The 20,598-nt window shown below is 47.8% G+C and carries 15 protein-coding genes; 8 read left to right on the forward strand and 7 right to left on the reverse strand.

Annotation, left to right across the window (positions count from 1 at the left end):
• The coding region (locus HRU42_RS16745) for an alkaline phosphatase family protein (RefSeq protein WP_295032651.1) at positions 1-2,625 on the forward strand (2,625 nt) is incomplete at its 5' end.
• Here the strand turns inward: HRU42_RS16745 and HRU42_RS16750 are convergent.
• Positions 2,611-3,921, reverse strand: coding sequence for an MFS transporter (locus HRU42_RS16750; RefSeq protein ID WP_295032653.1), 1,311 nt, complete (start codon positions 3,919-3,921; stop codon positions 2,611-2,613). The two genes, HRU42_RS16745 and HRU42_RS16750, sit on opposite strands and share 15 nt — an antisense overlap.
• Positions 3,922-4,018: 97 nt before the next feature.
• On the opposite strand from HRU42_RS16750, the gene HRU42_RS16755 reads away from it, so the two are divergent.
• The 5 genes from HRU42_RS16755 to HRU42_RS16775 all read left to right on the forward strand — a co-directional run bounded on the left by HRU42_RS16755 (position 4,019) and on the right by HRU42_RS16775 (position 10,758).
• A complete protein-coding gene (locus HRU42_RS16755) occupies positions 4,019-5,548 on the forward strand; it encodes an IucA/IucC family protein (RefSeq protein ID WP_295032654.1) in 1,530 nt (509 codons plus the stop codon).
• A gap of 10 nt (positions 5,549-5,558) precedes the next feature.
• Positions 5,559-7,799, forward strand: a complete 2,241-nt coding sequence (locus HRU42_RS16760) for a TonB-dependent receptor (protein ID WP_295032656.1) — start codon at positions 5,559-5,561, stop codon at positions 7,797-7,799.
• Positions 7,800-7,940: 141 nt separating this feature from the next.
• Positions 7,941-8,861 (forward strand): SDR family oxidoreductase, encoded by a 921-nt coding sequence (locus tag HRU42_RS16765; protein ID WP_295032658.1) that lies wholly within the window; start codon positions 7,941-7,943, stop codon positions 8,859-8,861.
• 59 nt (positions 8,862-8,920) lie between these two features.
• Positions 8,921-10,171, forward strand: coding sequence for a sensor histidine kinase KdpD (locus tag HRU42_RS16770; protein ID WP_295032660.1), 1,251 nt, complete (start codon positions 8,921-8,923; stop codon positions 10,169-10,171).
• 56 nt (positions 10,172-10,227) lie between these two features.
• Entirely contained in the window at positions 10,228-10,758 is a 531-nt protein-coding gene (locus tag HRU42_RS16775) for a response regulator (protein WP_295032674.1), read from the forward strand.
• A 129-nt stretch (positions 10,759-10,887) separates the two neighbouring features.
• Here the strand turns inward: HRU42_RS16775 and HRU42_RS16780 are convergent, their stop codons facing one another.
• Together HRU42_RS16780 and HRU42_RS16785 are read right to left on the reverse strand one after the other, a co-directional pair.
• Positions 10,888-12,945 carry a TonB-dependent receptor gene (locus HRU42_RS16780; RefSeq protein ID WP_295032662.1) on the reverse strand — a complete coding sequence of 686 codons (2,058 nt, stop codon included), beginning with the start codon at positions 12,943-12,945 and terminating at the stop codon, positions 10,888-10,890.
• A gap of 601 nt (positions 12,946-13,546) precedes the next feature.
• The gene (locus tag HRU42_RS16785; RefSeq protein ID WP_295032664.1) at positions 13,547-14,272 is read right to left on the reverse strand and encodes an alpha/beta fold hydrolase; all 726 of its coding nucleotides are present in this window, start codon (positions 14,270-14,272) and stop codon (positions 13,547-13,549) included.
• A 188-nt stretch (positions 14,273-14,460) separates the two neighbouring features.
• On the opposite strand from HRU42_RS16785, the gene HRU42_RS16790 reads away from it, so the two are divergent.
• Positions 14,461-14,697 (forward strand): hypothetical protein, encoded by a 237-nt coding sequence (locus HRU42_RS16790; protein WP_295032665.1) that lies wholly within the window; start codon positions 14,461-14,463, stop codon positions 14,695-14,697.
• A gap of 166 nt (positions 14,698-14,863) precedes the next feature.
• Here HRU42_RS16790 and HRU42_RS16795 read toward each other — a convergent pair whose 3' ends face one another.
• The 4 genes from HRU42_RS16795 to HRU42_RS16810 all read right to left on the reverse strand — a co-directional run bounded on the left by HRU42_RS16795 (position 14,864) and on the right by HRU42_RS16810 (position 18,444).
• Positions 14,864-15,637 carry a DNA-binding domain-containing protein gene (locus HRU42_RS16795; RefSeq protein ID WP_295032666.1) on the reverse strand — a complete coding sequence of 258 codons (774 nt, stop codon included), beginning with the start codon at positions 15,635-15,637 and terminating at the stop codon, positions 14,864-14,866.
• Positions 15,630-16,472 carry a DUF692 domain-containing protein gene (locus HRU42_RS16800; protein WP_295032668.1) on the reverse strand — a complete coding sequence of 281 codons (843 nt, stop codon included), beginning with the start codon at positions 16,470-16,472 and terminating at the stop codon, positions 15,630-15,632. The genes HRU42_RS16795 and HRU42_RS16800 overlap by 8 nt, the downstream gene beginning before the upstream one ends.
• Before the next feature lie 72 nt (positions 16,473-16,544).
• The gene (locus HRU42_RS16805; protein WP_295032669.1) at positions 16,545-16,997 is read right to left on the reverse strand and encodes a hypothetical protein; all 453 of its coding nucleotides are present in this window, start codon (positions 16,995-16,997) and stop codon (positions 16,545-16,547) included.
• Positions 16,998-17,286: 289 nt separating this feature from the next.
• The gene (locus HRU42_RS16810; protein WP_295032670.1) at positions 17,287-18,444 is read right to left on the reverse strand and encodes a putative sulfate/molybdate transporter; all 1,158 of its coding nucleotides are present in this window, start codon (positions 18,442-18,444) and stop codon (positions 17,287-17,289) included.
• A gap of 556 nt (positions 18,445-19,000) precedes the next feature.
• Here HRU42_RS16810 and traF point away from each other — a divergent pair.
• The gene (gene traF, locus HRU42_RS16815) at positions 19,001-19,813 is read left to right on the forward strand and encodes a conjugal transfer protein TraF (RefSeq protein ID WP_295032672.1); all 813 of its coding nucleotides are present in this window, start codon (positions 19,001-19,003) and stop codon (positions 19,811-19,813) included.
• The last annotated feature ends 785 nt before the right edge of the window (positions 19,814-20,598 follow it).

Raw genomic sequence — 20,598 nt, forward strand, 5'->3', positions numbered from 1 at the left:
TACGACAGATATACCGGCCTGAGTAGTGAAGATGAATTTAAGCTGCATTTGGCTAGCGTCTATGACGAAGAACAGCTGAAACAGTTCGAGCATAGTCTCTACCATTTTGGTACAGAGCCGACAAAAGTTAAGACAGCAGATAGAGTCAAGGAGGAAAGCTCCTCTTCGGCTGACCAAAGCCTCACTAAACAAGAATCGGCTAAACAGGGCAATAGCCAATCCCAGGGCATAAAAGCCGACCGTCAGTTTATCGCATCCATGGTCATCATATATGATGCCCTGGTCGATATCGGTATGTGGCAGGATATGGATGCTGTGCCGGCTAGGTATACCTACCTCACTCTGAATCCGGCCGATTTACACTTAGTCGATAAGATACAGCCTATTATCATAGGGATCATGTCTCAGGCTGTGACTGGCATGGATGCAGGTGAGATGCAAGACTCGGTATTGGCCATCATAGAAGACGACAAGCCGCAGAATAGGGGCAAGGTGAATAATAAGGCTCAGGCGTTAACCATCACTCTGATTGACTTTGTGCGCTTAAATGTGCTCAAGGCTTATCGTCAGTTTGTGTTTAAACAGCAGCGTGAGCAGGCATTAAATGCCTGGATGCAAGATACCTTCGATGACAATAGTGATGTCTTGATTGGTTTTTTAGCATCGCAGCAGCAGCGTCGATATACGGTACAGGTGACCGTCGATGGCCTGCAACAAAGCCTGGTTGAAGGCCTAGTGGATCAGTCTAAGCCATTCATTCACCGCGCGTATCAGATGCATCTGCAAGGAGCCGATGTTAAACCTAAGGCAGAGGCGACTATACAGCCAGACCATGAGCAGCAGATTAAATTTATGGCTGGACTCGCCGAGGGCGAATACCAGGATCAACACTATCTGCCCTTCTTCAAACGCCTATATCGGGATAACCCTAGCTCTATTACTCAGGTAGGCATCTCTTCAACGCCGACAATCAGTGTGCGTAATCTGCCGATCATCAAGACCGGGGCCAAGGTCTCCGGCGAGGGAGGGACGGGGATCCCCAACTTCCATTTCGTCGATCGCCAACAAGATCGGGCCTATTACTTCTTCGGCAACGATGCCCTGCAACTGGATCGCCTCATGGAGAGTCATGGGGTGAGAACCATGTTCGATCGTTTAGCTTATTTGATCACGCTCAACTGTAATGGCCAATATGATTGGAATGCACATACTAGCTACGATGGCTTAGTCAATCTAGGTTTCGGCGAGGCCCAGCGAGATTATGGCGAGAAGCGCTGTATCAGAGAGTTGCAGGAGCGGGCTAAGGTCGAGGTGAAACTTAAGGAGCTTCGAGCCGAGATCATTGAGGATATTCGCGGTTATCAAGGTATCTTCTTCCTCGATGTATTCACTAAATTAACCAAGAAGTGGAAGATTGAGCTGGCCATCTCGAAGCTTGCCAAACTTGATGGCCGAGGGATGCCAGATCACACCTTGATCTATAATCCTTGGCCGGATCACTTCGCTCATTTCACCGGCCCTTTCAGTGATGAGATTATCATGCCGACGGGGGAGCTAAACCGACTGGATTTTTGGCTAGGCCAGACAGAACAGGCCTATAAAGATGCGGGGATCTACGATCAAACCTTGTGGGGGATGGCGGGAGATCATGGTCTGACTCCGATTTTTTATGCGTTGAATCCCGAGAGGCAAATATTTGATAACTTGTCTCATGAGCTGGGTTATCCCCTGTTGGTAAAGAAAATATCTTCCGATGAGGGCGAAGGACCGAAAATCACCAATGCCCTTAATTACACGAGTAACAAAGGCTTAGATGTGGTTGTGGCTTCCACTGCGGGAGGCAACATGATGATGGACTTCTTCAACGCTAAATCGGGCTGGGAAGCACAACCTGTTTATCAGGATTTGATCCACTGGTTACCCATTAACGCAGCACAAGTAACGGATACTTTGGACATAGTCACAGAGACGGCCAATAGCCTGTCTGAGTCTCTGGATTATATGGTGCTGAGGGAGCGTCAATGCAATTTTTCTGGCTGTCAGGTGCGTTTAATTGGCCATCGTGATGGCGTTCGGCTCGATGAGCTGGTGGAGCGTAGGGGAGATAAGCTGCTCTATACCAGCTTAACGGGCAAGCCCGCTAGATTACTGGATACTCAGGAATTAAATCCGTATCGACCAATTCCCTCTCAAGCCGAGATTGAGCACTTTTCGGAGTTAAAAAACTTATGTCTTACCCAGGCGAACGCCGATGATGTCAATTCATGGTGTACGGTTCAGCAGTGGCGCGACCTGACTCGTTTCACTCTCCGCCCCGATTCGGTGAATCAGATAGCCAGGCTATACGATGAAGCCCATGCAGGTACGATTAACCTGTTTCCCAAGGCTGGCATAGGCTACAACACTAAGGTGCCAGGTCGTCATGCCGGAGAGGACTTCCCTGAGAAGGATGCCTTCATCGGCTTCTGGGGTACGCCGATAGGGTCCAATGCCAGCACGCTCAAGATAGAAGAGAATGGTTCTTTGGCGCCGACCTTGTATGAGTACCTGACCGGAGAGCAGGTGATACCGGGAGAGAATGGCTGGGGCTATCCGTCATTATTAAATAAGCTAGATATTCGATGATCGATCCTGAGGCTTAAACTCGTTGGCGGTTATTAGTGGATGTTTATTCGCTTGTTGGATTTGATATTGCCAGCTGAACAGGCTAGTGACTTGAGCTAGGGCTAACACGCAGAGCACGAGCAGAGTGCTCTCAATATCGGAATGGGTCAGCCATAATAGGCCTGCACCGAATACGTAACCCAGAGTTTGGAATTTAGCTACGAGTCCCGTTGCTATGGCTTTGCGGCTCTTGTCGGCCAAGTTGCACATCAGGCTAGTGATCTGTAATTGCAAGATGGCGAAGGCCCCGCTGAGCAGAGGAATAGCAATGAGTAAGATATACCCAGATGCGAGCAGCATGGATGCCAGCGACAGGACAAGCATGGCATTAGCTAACAGCATCATGTTGAAGTGGTTTACTATTTTTATTCGTGAGCTGAAACCATGGCAGAGCACCATAGCCAGAGCCGCCAGGGTCATTAACAGAGATAAAAATTGACTGGCCGATTCATCATCCAATGCTAACCATTGCAGGGCCATGGGGGTGAGCAGGTAAATGACCGTACTATGGCTGATACAGATGAGTGTGATGCTTAGCAGTAAGCTGGATCTAAGCTTGCTGTTTAATCGAGACCCCTCCGCCATCAGTGCCGTTTCATGGGCATTGTCAACGTTTGTGTCGGCTGCTAGTGGGGCTGACTTAACGCCCTGCTCTTCAGTGTACTTTCGATGTGAAGTGGTGAACTTAGCGATACAAAGTAGACAGGTAAGTGGAAAAAACACCAAGAAAAGCAATGGAGATCTCCAGTCTATCCAGATGAGCAGCAGAGCCAGCAAGGGAGCTAAGAGTCGGCCTATGGCCATAACCGTGGATAGTTCGGCTAGCTTATTAAGCGTATTTTTCGCGTCCAGTTTAACGTCATTGTGTTCGGTGATCCAGGCCTGACAAGTCGGTACTATGGCCGATGCCATCATGCCGTAAATGAGTCTGGCGACGAGTACGACTAAGGTGACCCATAGCAGCGACCACTGCTGCTGACTCGTTCCCCACACAGCTAAATAGAGTAATGAAAAACTGCTCGTTAAGCCAAAAACACCTGTCATCAACACCCTTCGATAACCCCACCTCAATGATGTTTTCGCCCACATAGGCGTGCTGAACAGGAACAGTGCCGACCCAAAACTCATCAATAGAGCCAATGTGGCTAGGGGAAGTGAGGTCTTCGCCAAGAAGATTGGGGTATAGACAAGTAAAACACTCTGACAGATCCCTAAGAGCGGTGCGGATAGGAATAGAGGCCAGGGATGCTTTTCCATTTCAGACTACGCCAATGTAAAATTTGTTGACATGATAATCATAGTTATTATTATTCGCAACCGGTTAAATGCTAAATCAGATACGGATGTTAAAAGGATGTTTTCTTATACTGAGGGTATGCGAGTCGATCTTGCTGCTCAATGTTTCTTCAATGGGTTATTGAAAGAGTTTACTGGTTGGACTCAAGATGCCGAGCTTAAGCAGATCTCCATGGCCTTGCCAAATAGTGGCCAGATATTACTGCTCTCCTATGCCCATTTTTCGGTTTGTGGCCCGCACAAGTTCATCTTCCCCATTCGGTATCGTCAACTGGAAGGCCGAGATCTACAAGAGGGTGAGCTGACCTTCCAGCAGGCACTCAAGTTGATTTTAGATGAAGAAGCGATCTTGGGTTCGGTATCTGCATCGGCTAGACACTTGTTTTATGAGCGTGTGATGCAGAGTGCGGCCAACACGGCTAGTGCCATATCCTTAAGAGCAGCCGATCTCGCTCATCTCTATAGCGGTAAGCTGAACTTTATCGAGGCCGAGCAGGCTCTGTTGGCGGGGCATAATATGCACCCGGCCCCTAAGAGTCGCAGTGAATTTAGCGGTGAAGATATTCGTTACGCGCCAGAGAGTGGCCAGAGCTTTGGTCTTCATTGGTTTGCTGTACATCATAGCGCATGGCAGGGCGATGTTTATCAGTCAGATGTACAGGAGACGATAGGGGCAATAACCGAAGATCTGGGCCTGGAGTTTGACCCTCTTCCCCAGGGTTTTCAGCTACTGCCTATGCATCCTTGGCAAGTTCCTGTGCTGCGTGAGCGTGAAGACATTGCCGAGTTATTCGCCGCAGACCTCATTATCGATCTTGGGAACAGAGGGGATGTTTTTCTTAACCTGTTGCAGCGTCAATGGGGGGAGCCTACACGCGTGATCTGGATCTCCAGAAGACCTAATTTCCAGGCTCTGGATGAAGGCGTTTTTACCGATCAATATTTTACCCCAGGTTATGGCGAAGTGTTCTACGGCCTCAATGAAGGGGTTAAGCGGCAGGAAGTGAGGCACCAAAAGTTATCCAGTGATGGCATCACCAAGGCTTGTTTGAACGCGATCTATCAGCACCTGTATCAGGAAAGGTTTATCAAGGCCCAGGGCAAGGGAGCCGGTGAACAATGGTGTCTGCGCCCCCATAGAACCTTGACTGATGTGAAGCGAACGGGCGAAAGATTTTCCCTGATCTTGAGTAACGGTATTACCCGCCAGGACGAACATCTGGACGTGGATGAAATGATCTTATGTACCGGCTATGAGTCTCGTGTCCCCGAGTATCTCGAGCCGATAAAACACCTACTGGATATTGATCAAGATGGCCAGTTTAACCTTAACCGTGAGTTCTCGGTTGCCTGGAGTGGTCCGCAGACGAACAAGGTCTATGCGGTCAATGCCGGGATCCATAGCCATGGGATCTTAGAGCCTCAACTCAGCTTGGCGGCGTGGCGGAGTGCCACCATCATCAATGATGTGTTGGGCCGATCTCATTTCGACCTTTCTCAGGAAGAGTCGATGATCGATTGGGGCCAGCAGGACCCAGTTGCTCAAAATTTATCTCAATTCACACCTCAAAAATCATATAATAATTAGGAATTATAACGTGTTAAAGTTTAAGTTGGCTCCTTTAACGGCCGCTATCGCCCTGTCGCAAATCGGATTTTCTGTCTGGGCAGCTGAAAGTGAAATAGAAGTCATCCAAGTGACGGCTAAACCATTCGAAACCCCTGTATCATCGCTACCTGGCATGGTACAGATCATCAGCCTGGAGGCGATTCAGGCCCAGGCGAGTGTGAGTGCCGACCTCTCGGCTCTGTTAGCAAACCTAGTACCAAGCTATGGCGCCGAGACTCAGATGATGTCCAGCACCTACCAAGGATTTCGTGGTCGCAAGTCCATCGTGATGATTGACGGCATAGTGATGTCCAATACCCTCAGAGACACGAGTCGAGTGCTCTCCTCTATATCCATCAATAATATTGCCCGCATTGAGGTGATCCAAGGCGCGAGTTCCGTCTATGGCAACGGTGAATCAGCCGGAGTCATCAACCTCATCACCCACAGCGCCAGCGAAGATAGCATTGCCTTCTGGAGTCAGGTTAAAGTCGATGGCTCAGTGCATAACTCAGACTCTCTGGGTTATCACCTCAGCCAGAGGATCTCCGGTACCCAGGAGAATTTTAGCTACCTGGCCCAGATAAACTGGCGTGACTCAGGCACCTTATTTGATGGTGATGGCACTCAGATCCCTTCGGATCCTGCCGGACGCGGTGGTCAGGGGGAGTTGAAAGATCTCGATGCCTTGCTCAAGTTTGGCTATGGCTTCGATGATGGCTCGGATATGTCGCTGAACCTACACACACGTAAGCTAGAAAATCAGCTGAGTTTCGCCCGTAAAACAGTGTTCGATGAAACTGTGGTGGTCGACATGTCTATGCCCTTCGAAGGAGAGGCACCCTATAGCGAGAATAAATATGCCCAATTCACCTATGACTCACCCTCTATAGCTGGCCATAAGCTTAATATCGAACTCAGTGCTACAGAGAGTGAGAACACCCAGGCTAATAGGGTGCTGACCCAGTCGAAGAAGCAGGCCCTGCGCATCGCGGCTCAGCCTTTGAAACTACCCCGAGAGTCCGATGTATTGACCTATGGCATAGATTACCAACTAGATAAGACCAGGCAGATAAGCTCGAAAGGCGTGTGTGAAATTTGTAATGTTGAACAGACTAACCTTGCCCCCTTCGCCGAGTACCAGTTCAATCAAGGCGATCTCATGCTGCAGCTAGGTGTACGTTACGAAAACTTCGATCTCGATGTGCCCGATTATCAGGCGACGGGTCGATACGGCATCACCCCATTTAGCGGAGAAACGATCCAAGGTGGCAGCTTAAGTTACAGTAAGCCTGTGTTTAATCTTGGTGGTGTATATAAATTTGATACCACAGAGGTGTACGCTTCATTTTCTCAAGGATATGGCCTGGGAGATCTGCGTCGATTACGCTCTATCAATGTGGCCAGTGTCGAGCAATACGATGATGCCATGATGCCCACCGAGGCGAATAACTTCGATTTAGGCTATCGCGGCCAGTTTGACGACTTAAGCTTCGATCTCGGCCTGTTTTATACTCGAGCCGAGCGGGCACAAAGCTATGTCGATATTATCGACCAAATCATCTATGGCACACTCGCTTCGATGGGTCCTAGTTTTACCTATGATCAATCTAAGACTTTCAATCCCGATGCGATCGATGCCGTCGTGAGCCGTGATGAGAAGACGTACGGGGTGGAACTGATCTCCTCATACGCCTTCGATGATACCTTCACTCTAGGCGGCACCTTTAGCTATATAGAGGGCGAATATCGCCATCCGACCAAGGGTTGGGTAGACATGAACCATGCCCGTATTAGCCCGCTTAAGGCGACGGCTTATCTGGATGTAAATGTTAACGATGAGTTCGGTGGCCTGTTACAGGTGACCTACGTTGGCTCCAGAGACGCGGGTTCACAAGTTGACTTGCCATTGCCGCAAAATGGTATGTTGGGAAGCTTCGAAGGCTATGGGTATTACAATGCGCCGACCGAGAGCTATGCTACTGTGGATCTGACCGTCTTTTATCGCAGCGATTTCGGTCAGTTTACCTTAGGCATAAAGAACCTGTTGGATAAGGTTTACCGTCCGGTTTATGCTCAGATGGGCAGCGGTAGCTTGTATGGCAATATCGACCTGCCGAACGGTCTTAGCTTAGATTCGCTCGAAAGTTCGGTGCGTGAATACGCCTTCAAGGACAGTTATAACGCTCAAGGTACGACCTTTACCTTAGGCTATCAAATTAACTACTAGTCCAGCAGTTGGTATGAGTGAGTCAAGAAACGCTGATCCCCCTCGGGGTCATCGTTTTTTTTGCCCTAAGCCATGTGCAGGGTGGGTGAAAGTCATTACACTAACCAATCGGTAACATTCAAGATCAGGCATGGGGATAAGATGGCTAAAATAATGATAACGGGCGCGACAGGTTTACTGGGCAGGGCGGTCAAGGAGCGCATTGAGGCAAGCCAGGTACACCAAGTTATCGCCACAGGTTTCAGCCGGGCTCAAGCTGGTATATACAAGTTAGATCTCACCCAGGCCGCAGACGTCGATGAGTTTATTGCCCAGCATCGACCCGAGGTGATCGTACACTGCGCCGCCGAGCGTCGTCCGGATGTGTCCGAGCAAGACCCAGCAGCGGCCTTGGCGCTGAACTTAGGGGCGACCAAGGCATTGGCCGAGTCGGCAAGCAAGCAAGGTGCCTGGGTTATCTATATTTCTACCGATTATGTGTTCGATGGCACTGAGCCCAATTATGCCGAGTCAGACCAGCCCAATCCGGTCAACTTTTACGGTGAATCTAAATGGCTGGGTGAGCAAGCATTGTTGGAAACCGCTAAGGACTTTGCCGTATTAAGGCTGCCTATCCTCTATGGTCGGGTCGAGCAAGTTTCTGAGTCTGCCATCTTAGTCTTGCTTAACCAGTTGCTGGATAAGCAGGCTCAGGAGGTGGATCATTGGGCGGTGCGCAGCCCCACGTCGACACAAGATATTGCCCTGGCTATCGAGAAGATGATCGCGCTACGGCTGGCTAAGAAAGATCTGTCTGGTATCTATCACTTCAGTGGCAAAGAGACCATGAGCAAGTACCAGATGCTGCTTGTTTTAGGTGAGCTACTCGGGCAGAGCAGCCAACATCTAACCCCGGTTGCTGAGCCCACAGATAGCGCCAAGCGTCCTAAAGATTGCAGCTTAAGTTGCGAACGCCTGGCCCTGTTGGGGGTCACATCACAAGTCGATTTCCGCTCTGGGGTACTCGATGCCTTGGAGGCGTCCACACCCGCGCTATCGGCCATTGGTTTGAGACTCGGTTAGCGCGATTTTTATGGCGATTTCAATTGCTGATATGCAAGTATCGGCATCTAAGGTGGGTCATGTTTAAGCGTCTAGTGCCAAATTTAAAATCTTCGGATCAGTTAGCCTTCCTGCGTTTCTTAGGATTCGTGCTTAAGCTAGGGCTGACGTTTTTTGCCGCCGAGACCTTTGGCTTGTCGATCTTCAGCCAGGCGTTGAATTATGCCTTGTTGTTGGAGGCCGCATACCTGAGTGCCACATTCGTAATCAGGCAGCCCTTGATGTCGAAGGACTCAGGGTTATTTTTCGCCTTGCTGCTCGATACCGCGTTCTGGATCACCTGGCTTTATTTCTCCGGTGGCGCCACCAATGCATTTATTTCTCTGCTGTTATTACCCATAGCCATAGCGGCGGTGATCTTGCCTCGTTGGGCTCCCTGGACGCTGACCTTAATCTCGACACTCGCCTATAGCCTGATGTTATATGCCGTGCCTGATAGCCAGATGCAGCACCATGGAATGGATATGAGTTCTCACTATTTGGGCATGTGGTTTAACTTTGTTATTTCATCCTTAGTGCTGACCACCAGTGTGGCTTTTATCGCTAAACGCATGCGCAGGCAAGATGCCGAACTGGCCTATATGCGAGAGGCTCAGCTTAGGCAAGAGAAGTTATTAGCACTAGGCACAGCATCTGCCCAGATGGCTCATCAACTCGCGACGCCCTTGTCTAGCTTGCGTTTACTGGTCGATGAGGTCGCGGAGGAGTTGGAGCCTGGCAATCAGGCCGTAGCAGAGATGGAAGTTGCCCTGTTGAGATGCGAACGCACCTTAACCGATCTGAGACTGGCTACCGAGTCCATCAGAGAGCAGAGACAAGTTGAATCTCAGGTGAGCTTACTTATTGCCCTGCTTAGGCAGCAACTGACCTTGTTGATGCCGCAACTTAAACTTGAGTTGCATGTCGATACTCAGGTTCGAGGCACACATATCCAAACCGATACTAGCCTGTTACCCGCGCTACTATCCTTGGTAGAAAATGCCTCTCGAGCCAGCGAAGAAAAAACCACAGAACAAAGAGTCAGGATCGAGTTTGCGCTTGAGCCCCACAGCCTAAACCTAAGGATCAGGGTTCGAGACTACGGCGATGGGATCCCTAAGGGGTTAGTTTCTCAGTTGGGACATAAGTTAATAGACAGTCCTTCAGGCATGGGCATGGCGCTAATGTTAAGCCATGCCAGCTTCGAGCGGCTTGGGGGAACCTTGATTTTAGGTTCTCATCAAGACGGTGGCGCGGTGGCAGAAGTCAGCTTGCCCCTACTCGAGCGTTAGTCTTTTTTATATCAGCAGGCTATGTTGGAATATATGTAGGAATGGAAGTGACAGACATAAACAAGTTATTGATCATAGAGGACGACCTGGCCTTTGCCAGTGTGCTCGCCAGACGCCTCACTCGACATGGATTTGAGTGTCAGCAAGCCCATGATGCAACCCAAGGTCTGTTGCTGGCCAGACAGTTTCAACCCAGTCATATTCTCTTGGATATGAAACTAGCGGAGGACAATGGCCTCACTCTGATTGAGCCTTTGAGGCTGCACCTGCCTAAGGTGTTGATGGTACTGTTAACGGGCTATGCCAGTATCGCGACTGCGGTCGAGGCCATTCGTATGGGGGCTGACAATTATCTGGCAAAACCCGTCGATACCCAGACCTTACTTAATGCATTGAACTCGAGCCAAGACAAGGGGCAAATGGCTCCTGTCGATGAACAGCCTCTTAATCCTAAGCGATTGGAGTGGGAGCATATTCAGCAGGTGCTCATTGCCAACAAGGGCAATGTCTCGGCCACGGCGAGACTGCTGGGAATGCATAGGCGTACTTTGCAGCGAAAATTATTGAAAAAACCCGTATCGATTTAAGCCGGTTTGTCTGCTGTGTTTTCCCTATAAAAAATCCCCGAGGACATTCCCTGGTTAAAAGGGAGTCGCTCGGGGAGGGAAAGTGCAGTGGAAACCCCTAAAGTAAAAAAGTGTATAGGCGCTAGTCTCTTAAAATCTGTATTCTCCTGTCAGCCACGCATTTATGCCCGTACCTGGCATGCGTTCGCTCGGCATCAAATCCCCCCCCATGACCCGGTTATAACCGGCGAGGTGATCGTCATATTCGGTATCGAACAGGTTATCTACTCCAGCCTTGAGCATCCAGATATCTGCATCGTAGGCGAGGGACAGATTCATCAAGCCATAACCTGAGGTGGTCTGTTCAAATTGTGTCTCTGATACCTTGCTCTGGGCGCTGACGCCCAAGCCTTCGACTCTCCCCAGCCAATTGCCATCCTGGTAATTTAGTCCAAGCATGACCTTAGGTGGTGAGATGCGATAGAGGCTATCGTCGATATCGCGACGCTCGCCACTGACATAGCTGGCATTCATATCCAGACTCCAGCTGTCGCTAACTTGATAAGTCGCGGTCAGATCTATGCCAAACAGCTGGGCATCGACATTGGCAAACTGCATAGGATTGTCATCAGCCATCATTTTCGCCGCCATGATCACCGCTGGATCACTCGCTGCAATGCCTTGAATATAATTGTCTATCCTGTGTAAGAATACACGCGGACTGATGCTAACGTCGCCACTGGCGTAATCAAGGCCCACTTCGGCTTGATAGGCTGTCTCTAAATCCAGATCCATCTGACCGACATAGGTGCGGCCATCGGCTAGGCCTCCGGTTGATTGCATCGGCACCCAGAGGTATCTCTGTTGATAGCTGGCGCTGGCTTGTTTTTGGGCCAAGCCTAAGATCCAGCTCAGTTCACTGTTCACTCGATAGCGACCGTTAAGGACCAGATCGACACCCGTTTGAGATTGTGAGCGGTCGGCCTGGTTATATCTGTCCATCAACATCTTAATCGCAGGCATGCCGCCGGCCATAGTGTGCTCAACCTCATCGGCATCGGTGCGGTAGTGTTTGACTCGTGCGCCCAATTGCCAGTTCCACTGGCCGATATCTTGCTGCCACTGAGCAAAAGCACTGTAGGTATCATCCTGCACACCATTGAAGTTATCCACATGGAACATGGCCATGGTCGGATCTGTGATCACTGAATTATGCTCGCTAAGCTGAGTATCGACCCCGAATAACCAGGCGTCTCTGCCTATCGATACTTGACCGTCGAAGCTGGTGCTATCGGCGCTATTATATCTGGCATTCATGGTTGGCATCTTCATGCGCTGGCTGAAGTTATCCATGCCATGTGTCGCATCGCTGTAGGCCAAGTGCCAGTTCAGCTCCCAGCGAGAGATAGCGTGTACGCCTTCGAGCTTGACCCTGTCGCTACGGATAAAGTCGATGTCCATAGGCAGAGCCGGAGTGCCGGCGCCAGTGGTTTTAACATGCTGATAGGCGATGGCTACAGACTCATTGTCTGCGCCAGATGCTGCCAAGTTGAAGCGGTACTGACCGCCCAGCATCTGCTTGTCGTATCGTGTCGGCGAGATCTCACTGCCATTACCTGAGCGGGCGTTGTCATTACCCTTGAGTATGTCGCCATAAACCAGTAGGGCGTGAGCTTGATTGCCGATATTGGCCTTAGTGCCTAGATGACCCCGCTGACCATTATCCTGATAGTGCGCCGCGACTTTACCGCTGATGTCATCGAAACTGGCTTGAGATTCTAGGACCTTGAGGCTGCCGCCTATGGTGTCGGTTCCGGCTGACACCGGCGCTATGCCTCGCGTCATCTCAAGACGTTCGCTGTTGACTAAACTGGCATAACTAAGAGGCGTATCCATGGCATTTGGACCTGCGCTCGCTAAGGTCACGCCATTGACTTGGGTGTTGACCCTATCGCCATAGAGTCCGCGGTACTGGGCTATGCCTGTAAGCGGGCCATTGCCATTGACGGCGGCGCCGGGGAGTTTTTCCAGTAGGCCGCTAATATCGGCCCTAGCTGATACCCCATCGGCCGAAACTGAACTGTAACTGCCTTGGTGATGACCGGTGACTTGGATAACTTCGAAGCCGGCGTCATCGGCGAAAGCGTGGCAAGAAGAACATAAAGCAGAAAAAATCGACAGTGAAATAATTGATAAGCGCAAGGTCATAGTAGTCGTCTTAGTGTATAGAGGTTGTGGTTTTATGTGACCATCTTGGTTCGCGGCGGATTGTGTCAGTCAAGTGAGTGGATGACAAAGGCTAATAGCCAAACTGCGACAAGCTGTCGCAGGGGGCTTGGATTCGAACCGTCTCAGCTCACGGGTCAAGGAAGCTCATAGCCGCATCTATACTGAAGTTTATCAAAGCAGGTTATTTATTTGTTGAACCTCTATATGGATAGCAATTCTATACTCGTGATTCGCGTAATTCATTACTTGTCTTTCCCGCGATGCTTGTGGGCGGGGATCCAGTCGTTTTGGTTATTCTTCGAATGAAGCTTGATTACATTTTTTGCTTTAGCTTTTGGCTGAGTGGGTATTGGTAAATTTTTTGAAGGTCGACCCTTCTTGGTAACCTATCGCTTCCCAGCGGGGTATGTGCACTCTCTGCTTCGAGAAAGTTCTGCGAGACGCCGGTTGTTGATTTTATAAGAGTCATCCCTGTGGACTCTGCTAAATCAAACCAGGTCCATGTTTGATTTGGCATTTTCATATGCACATATCACGCTTTCCGCCCCAGATCAGCGAACATACCGTTTTCATAGAGGATTTAGTCTGACAGCTGGGGATCTAGAGGCTCATGGGCAAAGGTGCCGTGTTTAAGATAATGTATGGTTTGATGAGCCACCTCACTGTTGAATCGCATGCTGGAATGGCCAACATCAATAGCAACAAAGTCACTCATGGTATCTAATTTCGTTGAGTCCACAGAGACTAAGCCATCATTGGGGCCGCTGAACAGATTATTGGTTAAGAAACTCGTCTTTGTTCCAGCTATAATACCGACATTATAGCTAGGGGCCTCGAGTTGATTGCCTAAGCTAGTTTCACCAGTCACTAATACTTGGCTAATTTCCCCTCCAATCCCCATTAACCATGAGTCGCTAAAGTGATCCGCCAGTTCACTGCCCTTATTCGGTGTACCCATAAAAACCACTTCACCGAAATGGCTGTTGTTAACTAAGGTATCATTGCGTTGTAAATATGAACGAATGACTAAGCCCCCTAATGAATGTCCCACAAAATGTACCTTTGGCGCGTGAGCAATACACAGGTCAATCTGCTCAGTCGTCATGTCTAATACGGCGTCTACATCTTGTCCAATAGTGTCATAGTTAAGGGCGCAAACAAGATAGCCCGCATCTTCTAACCTCTGACTCAGTTTCCACATGGATACGTCACTTCGGCCTAAACCATGAGCGAGTACCACGAGTTCATGGTTTTCTTGATTTTCAACTGTTTCTGTTACAGAACTTGTACAACCAATGACTATCATTGATAGTGATGTAATAAAAACTCGCTGATATTTGCTTATTCGCTGATACATATTCACAATGTAAAATAATCACCTAGACCCCAGTGTCACTTACGACAAAGAAAGAGGTAAAAAGTTCTTAGGTCCCAAGAATAAACAACACACTTAGGTGTCATGACGGCCTATAGTGTCGAAAACAAGGATGGATGATGGGTAGTAATCAAGAGATTATTGATAGAGGGATAGTGCGATTTATCCTACTGAGAGGCGTGCTGGCTTGGGGAGTGACGACAGCATTTATTGTGCAGTTGATCATGTCACTTACGAGTGAAAATGGCTTCTTTGAAGGCTTAACAACGTCATTGATTTCCTTCCCATTAATGGGGGTTCTCTACGGATACGTCACTTGGATGATGATGCTTAACAGGTCTAGAAAGTTAAAATAGCTTATTCGAAGATCGTGTAAACCAAGGATTATCGAGGCTGTGACCTTAGCTGGTATGGCCTAAGTAGCCACTCTTTATGGATAGGTCGAACCACCAAAATGGTAAATACTTCAGATACCTCTGAATTCACTCGTTGTCCTAGATTGAAATTCAGGAGTGTAAATAATTAAAATCTAATTATTAATCCTTGTGATAACCAAGTATTAATATAATTAATTAATAGCGATGCAATACGTTCAGGGTTATGTTTTTTAATCAAACTTTGACAAAGTACGCTGAAATTTTGTTTTTCTTCCATTAAATTCAACAGGTTAAACTCTTCTTTTTCTATGGCCTTATATTCAGTCATTCTGTCTGGAGTACGCCATATAATCCAATGGCGTGTCTTATCTACCCTTGGGATTGGTGGAGTAGAATCATTTTTAAGTGCCTGAAATGATTCTACTGCTGAAGTGTTAAATTTAACTAATTGTATACTTCCATGTAAATTTAACACTAATGAAGGCCAGTCTGTGTCTTTTACGTGTTCTAATTCTTCTGTCGTTAATGTTATATCGTCTTTAGCATCGAAAGCCATTAATAATAAACGTTCAAATTTTGCTATGTCAGCTAAAATTTCATGTTGTTTAAAAGGTAAAGTTTCAGATAGAAAAATGGGCAGGTTGGCACTGAACTCCCTTAATGAATTATTAACCGATGGGTAAGACCTTAAATAACCAGTAACCATTTCATCGAATAAATCATCTCCAAGATACTTACCTAGCTGTTCATGATCTTGTTCAATTACTTGGGTTAATCTTATTTTATAAGCGCTGCGATAAATACTGAGGCGGTCATGTGCATTAAGCTGACCTTGGTCCGCTACATGACTTATAAAATCATTTGGTTTATTCTGCAATAGATGCATAAATTGTTGTTGAATTTTTGCCAAATCAGTCATGTATTAACCCGTCCTGTTGAAACCAAATGTCAGAGACTTGCGCTCTAGCAAAAGCTAATTCATTTAATAAGCTTTCAAGAGGCGGGATATTGCCATCTCGCTCAATCATAGTGCTAGTAGGACCAAGAGTTTTGGCATACTGACGAAATAAATCCCACACTGGATTGGGAATGTCTTCATCATGAGTATCGATTACATGGGTACCGAAATCTTGATGTCCAGCTAAATGTATTTGTTTTATGCTCGACTGTGGAATGGCATTTAAATAGGTCATAGGGTCAAAACTATGATTTCTGGCACTAACATAAACATTGTTCACATCCATTAAAAATTGACAACCTGTCCTTTTTGTCAGTTCAGCCAAAAATGTCCATTCTGGCATTTGAGATTCTTTATAAATAAGGTAGCTAGATACATTTTCAAATATCATTTCACGACCTAAATATTCTTGCACTTGTGTTATTCTTGAGGTTAAATACTGCAAGGTTTCTTCTGTATATGGCAAAGGCAATAAATCATGACTATTTATGTTACCCACTGAAGTAAAACATAAATGATCTGAGAGCCATTTGGGTTCAACCTTATTGGCGAGCTCTTTCAATGCATCTAGATATTGAAAATTTAATGGCTCTACACTGCCAATAGACATGGAGACACCATGCATTACAATAGGATAATCTGCCCGGATTTTTTCAAGGTAATACCAAGGTTTTCCTCCATCGACCATGTAGTTTTCAGAGATTATTTCAAACCAATCTATCGCTGGTTTGGTGTTAATAATTTCTTCAAAATGTGTGCTTCTCAGCCCTAACCCAAAACCTAAATATTCTTGCATAACCACTACTTTTTAATATTAATAATATGATGCCAGTGAATCATTAGCTTGATTACTGGCATTATCTTAGTATCAGCCGTCTACAGAGCCACCGATATCACCACATGCCTTAGCTGGCATAGAGACAAAACCTGTACCTTTACATGATGCGTGGCCATTACATGCATTGCTTGCCGTTTTGCAATCATTATGTCCACCACAAATGTTTACGTCATTACAATGAACCAGATCTGTTTTAGCGACTTCACCAACCCATTTATCTGTCACTTTCCCGCCAACATCACCACATGCTTTTGATGGCATAGCAACAAAGCCAGTCCCTTTACAAGATGCTTGACCTGAGCAGGCGTTAGTGGCTGTTTTACAGTCATTATGGCCGCCGCAAACATTAACATCGTAACAATGTACTAGATCCGTTGTTGCGCCGATATTCGAAATCTTTGATGTTGGTGTCGGTTCAGTACTATTACAACCGACTAAACCAGCAACCATTACAGCCATAGCTGCACCTGTAAATGCTTTCATTGTTAATTCCTCTTGTGTATTTTATTTATACCCAAATCACTTCAAGATGCTTTTCATCGTCCGGGTCTTTATTATTAGCCCGATTGAACAGGCTAGTCATAAAGACCCCAAGTAATCGAATTAACTTTCAGGTTATTATCGATTTAATTTATATCAAATTTTTAATAGAATCTTTTCCGCTTAGTACCTAAGTAACGTATGGACCAATCCCGCTAAATGAAATTCATCTAAAAGATACTTAAAGCTTACTCATTGACAAAGAATAAAGGTGTCGTTGTCAATGAGCCTGCTAATGTCTCAAATCTGAGACCCATTGCCATTGTCGACGAGCCGCCTCTAAGGCAACCCCGGTTGCTAATCCTGCGGCGGTATTCACTAGTAGGCAGATGGCGGCGGTCGAGATAATCACTAAAATACACAAGGGTCTGCCATCGATAAACCGCTTCGACCAGGCGAGTTGTAGACCCGCAATGGCGAGTAGGCTGCCCAGTAAGGCTAATGGGATCAGCGATAACATAGCGGCGCTCCCTTCTCCCCAAGTGAGGGCGATGAGCAGGCAAGTACTGCCAAATATCGTAGGGGCTATCCAGGTTCTTGCGCCGAAGTGGTGCTGAACGGCTAAGCCACCGGCGCCGTGACACATGGCGGTGGCTCCGAAGGGCGCGAGGATGAGGTTCATCAAGCCTGAGCTGGTGGCTAAGCGCTTCGGGGTGAAGTTTTCTTTGCCTTCGACGGTATCCGCTGGAAACTTCTCTTTCGCCATGGCCGAGGTGGCGATCACCGCGTTGCTCAGGGTGAGTGCGAGTTGGGGCAGGACCAGCAGACCCGCGGCCGAGCTCCACTCGTGAATGCTAGGCCAGCTTAGCTGCCAATGAGTGTCTATGCTTAAATTAAAGCTAGGTGCCATGCCACTCGTGAACTGCCATAACATGCCCGATGCTAGCACCAGAGGCATTGCCAGATAACGCATAGGTAGGAAGCGGCTGACAAACAGAGCGGCGAAAGCGCTGATACCAATCAACCAGGTTTCACCCATCATCTGTCCGCCCATCCAGATAAGTTGTAAACCTATGGCGAGCTGTATACCGATACTGATAGCGGGAGAAAGTTGTTTCGCCATCCAGTTAATCGCACCGCTAAAAGCGAGTAGCAGGAGTATGGCGCCCATCATCATGGCGCTGGCTTGCAGCATGCCAGGCGTCAGACCTTGGGCGATAACCAAGGCGGCGATCACTTTCATTGGCTGTACCGGAATAGGACGCCTGTAGTAAAAAGCGGTAAAGAGTGCAAACAGCCCAAAGCCCATAAAGATCCCCTGAGGGGAGAAATGGTTAAGGGTGATAAGGCCTAAAACGAGTGGTAGAAACGTACCTAAGTCGGCGAAGGCTCCGCTGAGCTCACCCGAGTATCGATCACATCTGTTAATAAATGTGCTTTTGCATGTCATATAGCTTGCCGTGAGAAGAGAAAATCCTGATTTCTACGAGATATGAATACAATTTTAGTGCCAATTATTACACCTGCATTTTAGGCTCTCAGGGAGCCATTATGGCTATTTGAAACATTTGAATGGGACAAGTTGACCATAAACTGAGCTGAACTGTATCTAAATGGGTATTAATATCTATTGGCTAGTTAAGATTCATGAAATGGAATCGCTAGCTAGTAGGCTAAATCAGAGGATATATGCGCTTGAAGTTGTTGGCGTCTGGCTGCTCGAACGCAAAGCATGGGTCTCAGGTGCGGTAAAGCCCCCCATATCCTCTTGCCAATATATTCCCTGTATCAGCCTTGGTTTTTATGAACCTTTACCATACACAATTCTGAATGTTGGACTATCTTTAAATTCGACTGTTTTTATGTCTCGCTACTTATTTCCATGAGAATTATTCAGATCGCTAAGCTGAACTTTATCTAGTAGCAAGAAACGTAACGAACATCAGAAAATAAAGATAAAGATAAAGATAAAGATAAAGATAAAGATAAAGATAAGGGCTGAAAGGATGAAAATGCTCAAACTTGTACTCAGCTGTGCACTGATACTCTCCCCGTCGATGGCTATCGCAGGGCAGCAATACTATGAGGCTCGCAGCGATGCCATTGCCCAGTCTGATATAGATAGTCTCAATGCGTTAGATCCCGATAATCCTCCGGGGTTGGCTGACTTAGATCCACAAGGGACTGTGGTTGCTGGCGTGGTTTCTGATTTAGGCGTGACCCTGAGCTTTCCACTTTCAATCGTCAATATGCCCATAGCCGTTGGGATATCGTCTAAGTTTCAGCGGATAGATACTTATCACTATGTGGTTAGTGCCAATAACTACGAAGCCAGTGATTTTGATTATTCCAAGTACAGCAACGACGAGAGCACATTTAACTTGGATGTTGGCATTGCCATGGAGCCAGTCGAAGGTTTGGTCCTGGGGCTGTCAGGTCGTGATCTTATCAGCCAAGATGTGGAGACAGTAGAAGCCCAAGGCCGTAAATTTACCTATCGTCTCGAGCCACAATTTACTGCTGGCATCGCCTATGATTGGGAGAGTATTGTCTTAACATCTGATATCGATCTTAACGCTTATAAACGCTTCGAGGAAATTGGCGCTACTCAGTATTGGCGCGTTGGCGGAGAATTGAAGGCCACGGATTGGTTTGCACTGCGTTTAGGTTATCGTTATGACATGAAAGACAACACGGAAAATATCTATTCTCTAGGTACAGGTTTCGAATTTGGTCGAGTCTTCTCTCTGGACTTTACTGGCATGGTCGGCAGCGATGATGCCATCGGCGGTGTGCTAAAAACGTCATATCATTTTTAAAGGTGTGTCGAGGACGCTGCTAGAGCGTTCGCGGGGTGAATATGGTGAAGCCATTAGCTCATGAACGAGAGTCATGGATGACGAACTGGCCTTGTAAAAGGATTTACACTCACTCAGAGAACGCCAACAAGTTGGCTACGGAACGTTCGCGGGCTCACTCAGAGGACGCCAACGAGTTGGCTGCTAGGGCGCTTCGCTGCTAGAGCGTTCGCAAGCTCACTGCTAGAACGCCAACACGTTGGCTACGAGACAAGAGCAAAATCTTTTCCTAGCAGCAGCTTGCTGCGCTCTGTAGGGCGTAGCCCGTTCTGGCAGCGGCTTGCCGCGTTCTGTGAGGCGCTTTTCAGCCGTTCTCTAGTGACGAAGTCACGTCCTAGCAGCTTGGCTACGGAACGTTCGCGGGCTTACTCAGAGGACGCCAACACGTTGGCTACGGAACGTTCGCGGGCTCACTCAGAGAACGCCAACGAGTTGGCTACGAGACAAGAGCAAAATCTTTTCCTAGCAGCAGCTTGCTGCGCTCTGTAGGGCGCAGCCCGTTCTGGCAGCAGCTTGCTGCGTTCTGTGAGGCGCTTTTCAGCCGTTCTCTAGTGACGAAGTCACGTCCTAGCAGCTTGGCTACGGAACGTTCGCGGGCTCACTCAGAGAACGCCAACGAGTTGGCTACGAGACAAGAGCAAAATCTTTTCCTAGCAGCAGCTTGCTGCGCTCTGTAGGGCGTAGCCCGTTCTGGCAGCGGCTTGCCGCGTTCTGTGAGGCGCTTTTCAGCCGTTCTCTAGTGACGA

This window comes from Shewanella sp., from assembly GCF_013214165.1.
GTDB lineage: Bacteria > Pseudomonadota > Gammaproteobacteria > Enterobacterales > Shewanellaceae > Shewanella.